Source organism: Corallococcus sp. CA049B (assembly GCF_003611685.1).
GTDB lineage: Bacteria > Myxococcota > Myxococcia > Myxococcales > Myxococcaceae > Corallococcus > Corallococcus coralloides.
Map to the genome: position 1 here is coordinate 1 of NZ_RAWC01000329.1, position 6,942 is coordinate 6,942.

6 protein-coding genes are annotated in these 6,942 nt (G+C 72.5%); 2 read left to right on the forward strand and 4 right to left on the reverse strand.

Going from position 1 to position 6,942, the window contains the following annotated elements; all coding sequences use genetic code 11:
- The first annotated feature begins 332 nt into the window (after window positions 1–332).
- Window positions 333–2,384: a hypothetical protein gene (locus D7W82_RS37510; RefSeq protein WP_147439749.1), complete on the forward strand. Its 2,052-nt coding sequence runs from the start codon at window positions 333–335 to the stop codon at window positions 2,382–2,384.
- 15 nt (window positions 2,385–2,399) lie between these two features.
- Here the strand turns inward: D7W82_RS37510 and D7W82_RS37515 are convergent, their stop codons facing one another.
- On the reverse strand, window positions 2,400–2,975 hold the full coding sequence (locus D7W82_RS37515; RefSeq protein ID WP_120622870.1) for an RNA polymerase sigma factor: 576 nt from the start codon (window positions 2,973–2,975) through the stop codon (window positions 2,400–2,402).
- A gap of 15 nt (window positions 2,976–2,990) precedes the next feature.
- Window positions 2,991–3,569, reverse strand: a complete 579-nt coding sequence (locus tag D7W82_RS37520) for a hypothetical protein (RefSeq protein WP_120622871.1) — start codon at window positions 3,567–3,569, stop codon at window positions 2,991–2,993.
- Window positions 3,570–3,689: 120 nt separating this feature from the next.
- Between D7W82_RS37520 and D7W82_RS42450 the strand changes: the two genes are divergently transcribed.
- The gene (locus D7W82_RS42450) at window positions 3,690–4,154 is read left to right on the forward strand and encodes a tetratricopeptide repeat protein (protein ID WP_147439750.1); all 465 of its coding nucleotides are present in this window, start codon (window positions 3,690–3,692) and stop codon (window positions 4,152–4,154) included.
- 6 nt (window positions 4,155–4,160) lie between these two features.
- Here the strand turns inward: D7W82_RS42450 and D7W82_RS37530 are convergent, their stop codons facing one another.
- Both D7W82_RS37530 and D7W82_RS37535 read right to left on the reverse strand, forming a co-directional pair.
- Window positions 4,161–5,567 (reverse strand): sigma-54 dependent transcriptional regulator, encoded by a 1,407-nt coding sequence (locus tag D7W82_RS37530; RefSeq protein ID WP_120622873.1) that lies wholly within the window; start codon window positions 5,565–5,567, stop codon window positions 4,161–4,163.
- Entirely contained in the window at window positions 5,564–6,877 is a 1,314-nt protein-coding gene (locus D7W82_RS37535) for a sensor histidine kinase (protein WP_120622874.1), read from the reverse strand. Before D7W82_RS37535 ends, D7W82_RS37530 begins: the two co-directional genes overlap by 4 nt.
- Between the last annotated feature and the right edge of the window lie 65 nt (window positions 6,878–6,942).

Consider the following 6,942-nt stretch of genomic DNA (forward strand, 5'->3'; position numbering starts at 1 on the left):
AGGCGGGACAGGGGAATGCGGGTGGTGGTGCGTCATGAGGAAGCCTCCTTTCCCCGGGCCAACGCGGCACCCGGCGCGCTCTTACACATGCGTAACCCGCCCTCCCGAAGCCCGTGCCGCCCGCGCTCCCACCACTGGGAGGCAGGGCGCCAGGCGGGCCCTGGGGTTTGTCCGCACGGGGCCTTTTCCAGTAGGACGCGGCGCCGGCGGCCTGGAGTTCCAGGGGCTTGCGCGTCCGGTCGCGGAGGACGCGCGGCGAAACGGCCAGGAAAATCCGCTCACTCCGTATGGCCAGGGAAGCAAGGTCGGGGCCCGACCAGAGAGAGCATCGAATGCGACGCATGTGGGTGATGGGGGGGGCGGCGCTGGCCCTCCTCGCCAGCGGCTGTGATGCCATCGACCTGTCGGACATCATCCAGCGCGACGCGAAGACCCGGGTGCGCCCGGAGCCTCCTGGCGAGCACTGCGAGTTCGGCGGGGACGCGGTGGAGTCCGGCCTGGACCAGGACCGCGACGGGGAGCTGGACGACGCGGAGGTCACCGCCACCGCCTACGTCTGCGACGCCGCCTTGCCCCAGGTCCGCACCCGCGCGCGGCCCGAGCCCCACGGCGCGAACTGCACGCTGGGGGGACAGGCGGTGCAGTCCGGCCTGGACCAGGACGGCGACGGGCAGCTGGGCGACCCGGAGGTCTCCGCCACCGAGTATGTCTGCGCCACCTCGGTGGCCAACGTGCTCCTGCGCGTGCGGCCGGTGAGCCCGGGCGCGCGCTGCCCCCTGGGCGGCCAGGTGTCTCACGCCGGCCATGACGCCAATGGCAACGGCCTGCTGGAGGACGGGGAGATTGCCCAGGAGGTGTACGCCTGCAACGAGCCGGTCCCCGTCGTGATGCGCCTGCGCTCGCTGGAGGCCTTCACCGCGCCGTGCGACGGCGACGACAGCGGCGGCACGGCCCTGGAGGCGGGCCCGGACCTGGACGGTGACAAGGTGCTCGCGATGTCCGAGGTCGAAGCCTCCCACTACTTCTGTGGCCTGGAGCTGACCGACCTGAAGCTCCGCCATCAGCCCGAGCCCGCGGGGCCGAACTGCGCACGGGGAGGCACGCGCGTGGACGCGTTCCAGGACCTGGACCACGACGGCGAGCCAGACCGCGACGGCGTCTCGGCGGCCGTGTACGTGTGTCAGTCCACCCGCGTGCACGACGGGGACTTCGCGGTGACGAGCCCCGTGGACCTGGTCGCGCTCGAGGGCGTCACCCACCTGCGCGGCGAGCTGATCATCTCCGCGCCCACGCTCACCGACGCGTCCCTGCCCGCCCTGGCGGTCATCCAGGAGAGCTTCACGGTCCGGGGCAACTCGAGCCTGCGGCGGCTGTCCCTGCCCGCCCTGCGCTTCGTGGGCGGCGACGTGACGGTGAGCGCCAACGCCCGGCTGGACTCACTCATGCTGGGCACGGCGGCGGCCTTCCCCCTGTGGGCCGAGCGCAGCCTGTTCGTGGAGGACAACCCCATGCTCGCCACGCTGGATGGGCTGGCGGCGGTGCAGCCGCACGACAGCGTCATCCTGCGCGCGAACAACGCGCTGGTGGAGCCCGGCCTGCTGTCCAACATCACCGGGCTCCAGGGGTCCCTCATCATCGAGGACCACCTCCGGATGAACCGGATGCCCTTCCACCGCCTGGCCCGGGTCCACGGGGATGTGCGCATCAGGAACAACGCCGCGTTGGCGAGCACCTTCGGGCTGGACGACCTGACGTCCGTGGACGGCACGCTGGAGCTGCGTGAGAACGCCGTGCTGGAGCTGCTTCGCCCGCTGGGCAAGCTCACCTCCGTGGGCGAGCTGGACATCATCGCCAACCCCCGGCTGACGGACACGACGGGCTTCGAGCGGCTCTCCTTCGCGGGCCGCATCTTCATCCAGGGCAACCCCGCGCTGGTGAGCGTGGGGGACATGCCCTCGCTGTGGCAGGTCACGCAGGACTTCTCGCTGAAGTACAACGGGAAGCTCCAACGCGTGCACCACCTGCCCCTCCTGCGGAGCGCGAACGCGGTGGTGGCCGTGGGCAACACCGAGCTGACGTCCCTGGAGGGCTTCAATCAGCTGATCCGGCTGGGCTCGCTGGAGTCGCTGGGCAACCCGGCGCTCACGTCCCTGCGCGACCTGGCGCTGCTGCGCGAGGTGGAGAGCCTCAACATCCAGGGCAACGCGGCGCTCACGGACTTCGGCCTGACGGAGCTGGCTCGCGTGTCGCAAACCTTCCTCGTCATGGACAACGCGAAGCTGCCCACGTGCCAGGCCACCGCGCTCGCGGCGAGCGTGTTCCAGGGCGAGCCGCTGCCGGGCCCGACCATCGAAAGGAACGACGACGCGGCGACCTGCCCCTGAGGCGCTTGAGCCGCCTCAGCGGCGCGGCTTGCAGGTGCAGTCCAGGCAGCCGTGCGCCGCGCACGCGCCGCAGCCGCGCTCCAGCGAACGCTTGAGCGCGAGCCGCGCACGGTGCAGCCGCACGCCCGCGTTGTTGGGGGTGATGCCCACCTCGCGCGCCACGTCCGGCACAGCCCGCCCCTCCAGGTCCACCTGGCGCACGAGCCGGGCGTACTCGGGCTTGAGCGTGGGCAGCAGGTCCGCGAGGCACGCGCACACCGCGCCCTTCAGCTCCGGGTCCTCGGTGGCGGAGTCCGCGTCGCGCGCCTCCACCTCCAGCGCGCGTCCCTCCGCGGCCTGCCGGCGGTGGTGGTCCACGAGCGCGTTGCGCAAGAGGCGGTAGAACCACGCCACCGCGCTCTCGCCGTCCTTCAGTGCCCCGCCCTTCTCCAGCGTGCGGGCGAAGGCCGTCTGGAAGAGGTCCTCCGCGACGGCCCGGCTGCCCACCCGCCGCTCCACGAAGGCGACGAAGCGGCGCTGATGGGCCAGGAGCGCCGCCACCACGTCCTCGCGGTCCGGGGGCAGCCCTGCGTCTGGCCCTTCAGCCTCCATGCGACTCCTTCGCGACTACGGAGGGCCGTTGCCCTGGCGCAGCGAGTTCAGCTCCACCGCGGTGGCGTAGACCTGGGCCCAGGCGCGGTACTTGAAGCGGTCCAGCACGCCCTTCTGGTCGTTCGCGTAGTCGAACATGTCCTTGCGGAACAGCGCGTCGGCGGCCTTGCGCGCCTCGGGCTTCAGCGGCGTGCCCTTCTTCTCGAAGTAGCGCAGCAGGTCATAGCCGTAGTCGTGCGTCTTGGCCGCCTTGTCGAACTCCTTCACCGGGCCAATCTGGCCGGGGACGGAGGCGTAGCCGAGCGGGTCCTGCATGCGCTGGCCGTGGGGCGTCTGGATGCTGTACGGCTTGTAGCCCATCACCTTCTCGAAGTCCGCCGGGGGCGGGCGAGCCCCGGTGAGGTACTCGTTCATCAGCTTGCCGTGGTCGCCCGCGGGCGCGCCGGAGATGGCGGCGGTGCGCTGGGTGGCCGCGGTGCCGGAGGAGAAGGAGTCCTTCACCACGTTGCGGGCCGCGGGGGCGGCCGGACGCGTGGCGGGGGCTTCCTTCGCCTGGGTCTGGGGCGTGAGAACGGGCTTGTTGCGGATTTGCATGGGGGGCCTGGGCGAGAAGTCTTCTCGATTTTTCGGAAACCGCCCATCCAAAGTTGCGGATCCGCACGCGAAGTCACGCAGAATGCGCTCAAAGCGCCGCGGGGCGCATTGGAGGACTGCATGGGAAGCGACGCGTACCTCGAGGAAATCCAACAGTTGCGCGCCGACGACGCGCAGGGCGCCCTGAACCTCGTGGACCGGGCGAGGAAGCAGGCGGACCTCTCCGTCGAGGAGCTCACCCGGCTGGCGCACGCGCTGGACGAGCGCAAGCAGCGGGTCGCCGCGCTGACGCTCCTGGAAGAGGCCCTGCGCCGGGAGCCCACGGCGGCGGAGCCGGCCTACACGCTGGCCATGCTCTACCTGGAGCAACAGCAGGACGCACGGGCAGTGGAGATCCTCAAGCCCGTCCTGGCCGCGCAGCCGGACCACGACAAGGCGAACCTGACCCTGGCCATGGCGCTGGCGAAGACGGAGCCCTCGCAGGCGCGCGCGCACGCGGCCCGGGCCGCGAAGTCCCCGGACGAGGATGTCCGGGCGCAGGCGCAGGAGCTGGAGAAGGTCCTCGCGGAGCACGCGTCCCGCTAGCGGCCTTCAGTCGCCGCGCTTGAAGTCCTCCGTGCGCACGCCGTAGCGCTTGAGCAGGCGGTGCAGGCTCTCGCGCTCCATGCCCGCGCGCTCGGCCGCGTGGGTGACGTTGCCGGAGAACTCCTGCATGAGCGCGGTGAGGTAGTCGCGAGACACGGCGTCGCGCACGCGGTCCACCGCTTCACGGTAGGGCTGCTTCGCCAGGGCCTCCGCGGACGGCGCCACGGAAGGCGCGGGGGCACCGGACACACCCAGTTCCGGGGGTAGATCCTCCGGGGTGATGCGCGGCCCGGCCGCCACCGCCGCCGCGCGCGCCACCGCGTTCTGCAGCTGCCGCACGTTGCCCGGCCACGGCGCGGCGGTGAGGGCCTGGAGCGCCTGGGGCGTGAAGCCCTCCAGCTCCGGCCGTTTCGCGGCCGTGAGGAAGTGCATGGCGAGCAGCGGGATGTCCTCGCGGCGCTCGCGCAACGCGGGCATGCGCACCGTCACGCCGTCCAGGCGGTAGAACAGGTCCTCGCGGAAGCGGCCCTTCGCCACCTCCTGCGCCAGGTCCCGGTGCGTGGCCGCAACCACGCGCACGTCCACCGTCACCGGCGTGGTGGTGCCCACGCGGCGGATCTCCTTCTCCTGGAGCGCGCGGTTGAGCTTCACCTGCACGGGCAGCGGCAGGTCGCCCACTTCATCCAGGAAGAGCGTGCCGCCGTGGGCCTCCTCGAAGAGGCCGGCCTTCGCGCCCGTCGCCCCGGTGAAGGCGCCCTTCGCGTGGCCGAAGAGCTCGCTCTCCACCAGCTCCGCCGGCAGCGCGCCGCAGTTCACCGCGACGAAGGGCTTGTCGCGGCGCGGGCTCTCGCGGTGCAGCGCGCGGGCGGCCAGCTCCTTGCCGGTGCCCGTCTCGCCGGTGAGCACCACGGTGAGGTCGCGCGCCGCCACCTGCGCGAGCAGCGCGTGCGTCTTCTGCAACGCGGGGCTGGTGCCGCGCAGGCCGTGGAAGTCCGGCATGCGCGCCACGCGGGCGGCGAGCCCCTGTGCGTCCCGGCGCTGGCGCTGGCGCTCCAGGGCGCGGGCGACCACCAGGGCCACCTCGTCCGGGTCGAAGGGCTTGGACAGGTAGTCGTACGCGCCTTCCTTGATGGCCTCCACGGCCTTGGGGATGCTCGCGTAGGCGGTGACGAGGACGACCTCCGTCTCAGGCGCGCGCCGCTTCACCTCGCGCAGCACCGTGAAGCCGTCCGCGCCCGGCATCTGGATGTCCGTGACGACCACGTCGAACGTGCGCGCGGAGACCAGGGCCAGCGCCTGCACCCCGTCGGGCGCGGTCGTCACCGCGTACGCGTCCCCGAGGATGCGCGCGAACAGCTTGAGCATGTTCTCCTTGTCGTCCACCACGAGGACCGAGGGCTTCGCGCCGCTCATGCCGCCGCCTCCTGTTGGCGCGATGGAGAAGGCAGCGACAGCGTGAAGCGCGCGCCGCCCAGGGCCCCGGTGTCCACGTCGATGCGGCCGCCGTGCGCCTCCGCGATGGCCTGGCTCACCGCGAGCCCCAACCCCGTGCCCGAGGGCTTCGTCGTGAAGAAGGGCTCGAACAGCCGCGCCCGCGCCTCCGGCGTCACCCCGGGCCCCGAGTCCGAGACCGCCACGCGAGCGCTCTTGTCCGCGTCCACCGCGATGCGCACCTCCACCCGTCCTCCCTCGCCCGCGGCCTCCGCCGCGTTCTTCACCAGGTTGAGCAGCACCTGCCGCAGCCGGGGCGCCTGCGCCCACGCGGTGCCCTCGCCTTGCACGTCCACCGTCACGGTGCCCAGGCGCGTGGCTTCACGCAGGCGCAAGACGACCTCCTCGCACGCGTCGCGCAGCGCCACCGGCTCGCGCGGCCCGCGGCCCGGACGCGCCAGGTCCAGGAGCCCCTCCACGATGTCCTGGCAGCGCACCGCCTCCTCCTCCACCACGCGCAGGTCCTCCGCGAGCGTGCCCTCCGCCCGCCGCTGCAACAGCCGCACGTACCCGAGGATGACGCCCAGCGGGTTGTTGATTTCATGCGCCACGCCCGCCGCCAGCCGGCCAATGCCCGCCAGCTTCTCGTGCTGGACGAGCCGCGCCACCGCGTTGCCGATGTACACGCCCACCCCGGCCGCGAACAGCGTGGCCCCGCCCAGCAGCAAGAGCGCCCAGCGGAAGCTGTCGCGCTCCACCGCGCCCACGTGCGACTCGAAGGCGTCCATGGACGCGTCCGAGTCCGCCGTCAGCGCGTCCACCCGCGCCTGGATGCGCGACACCCACTCCAGCGCCCGCCCATGCGCGGCCTCCACCGCGGCCGCGTCCTTCGCCATCACCGCGGGCAGGAGCGTGTCCCGGTAGAGCGTGTCCAGCGCGTCGCCCGACGCCTGGATGTCCGCCACCGCCGCGCGCTCCTCCGCGTCGCGCGCGTGCTCCGAAAGCCGCCGCGTCAGCGCCTCCACGCGGGCGCGGGCCTCGGAGTGGAAGCGCCGGTGGCTGTCGTTGCCCAGGATGATGGTGTGCGCCAGGTGCGCGTACTGGTCCCGCACCGCCGTGGCCAGCTCCCGCGCCTCCCGCGCCCGGCCGCCCACCTCGCGCAGCGCGCGCGTGCCCTCGTGGATGTCCGCCAGCCGGCCGAGCGCATAGCCCGACGCCGCCGCGAACAGCGCCACCAGTGCACCGAACGCGAGCAACACCTTGCGGGTCGTGGTGCCGGAGACAGGTCCCATGGGAAGCCCTCTTATACGGCGCGCGCCCCTTTTCGCTCGTGCCTGGCGCGTGTCCTCCCCAGGCC

Coding starts and splice junctions, on each gene's coding strand:
- D7W82_RS37510 (WP_147439749.1), top strand. CDS start 333: ATGCGACGCATGTGGGTGATGGGGGGGGCGGCGCTGGCCCTCCTCGCC.
- D7W82_RS37515 (WP_120622870.1), bottom strand. CDS start 2,975: ATGGAGGCTGAAGGGCCAGACGCAGGGCTGCCCCCGGACCGCGAGGAC.
- D7W82_RS37520 (WP_120622871.1), bottom strand. CDS start 3,569: ATGCAAATCCGCAACAAGCCCGTTCTCACGCCCCAGACCCAGGCGAAG.
- D7W82_RS42450 (WP_147439750.1), top strand. CDS start 3,690: ATGGGAAGCGACGCGTACCTCGAGGAAATCCAACAGTTGCGCGCCGAC.
- D7W82_RS37530 (WP_120622873.1), bottom strand. CDS start 5,567: ATGAGCGGCGCGAAGCCCTCGGTCCTCGTGGTGGACGACAAGGAGAAC.
- D7W82_RS37535 (WP_120622874.1), bottom strand. CDS start 6,877: ATGGGACCTGTCTCCGGCACCACGACCCGCAAGGTGTTGCTCGCGTTC.